The following is an 857-nucleotide window of genomic DNA, read 5'->3' on the forward strand; positions in this document are numbered from 1 at the left end:
GGGCGTGACCCTATTAAAGAACGTGAAAAACAAAAGCGTGAGGCAATAAGCAATCTCCATTACTTAAAAGATATTGCACTAGATACTTTTGAAACTCGTAAAGCTGAATTAAAAGGTGATGGTAAAAATGGTAAATGGTTTACACCTTTACGCCTTCATATTCTCCCTAAATTAGGCTGTTTACCCGTTTCAGAGATTACGCAAACAGAGATACGCAATACCCTTTCTCCCATTTGGCATACAAAGGCTGTAATTGCTCGAACAGCATTGATACGTCTTAATCTTTGTCTCAAACATGCGGCTGCATTAGGTGTAGATGTTGATTTACAAGCTGTAGAAAAAGCAAAAGCTCTCTTAGGAAAACAACGCCATAAGGTCACTAATAGACCAGCCATGGATTGGAGAGAGGTTCCGGCTTTTTATAAAACACTCTGTGAAGCATCAACCATAACACAACTGGCTTTGCGTTTGCTTATTCTGACAGGTGTTCGTACCAATCCTTTACGTCATATTCATAAAGATCAAATTGATGGGGATATATGGACCATACCTGCTGAAAATATGAAAGGAAAGCGTGATACAACAAAAGAATTTCGCGTGCCTTTATCAACTGAAGCATTAGACATTTTAAAACAAGCACGATTGCTTTCTCGTAATGATTTCTTTTTTTCTGCTAAAGGTCGCGGTCCCCTCGCTGAGAAGTGTATGGCTCAATATATGAGAGACAATAAACTTGAAGCCTGCCCGCATGGTTTTCGCTCTAGTTTACGCGATTGGCTTGCTGAAACAACCGATGCCCCCTATGAGGTCGCTGAAACTATTCTAAGTCATACAGTTGGCGGCAAAGTAGAGCGTGC

1 protein-coding gene is annotated in these 857 nt (G+C 40.6%); it reads left to right on the forward strand.

The window, feature by feature from the left end; translation table 11 throughout:
* Positions 1 to 857, forward strand: an 857-nt coding sequence (locus ACFIKG_RS09525) for a tyrosine-type recombinase/integrase (RefSeq protein WP_375652225.1), incomplete at both ends; no start/stop codon positions are given.

Source organism: Bartonella sp. LB28NMGDW (assembly GCF_042194435.1).
Classification (GTDB): Bacteria; Pseudomonadota; Alphaproteobacteria; order Rhizobiales; family Rhizobiaceae; genus Bartonella; species Bartonella grahamii.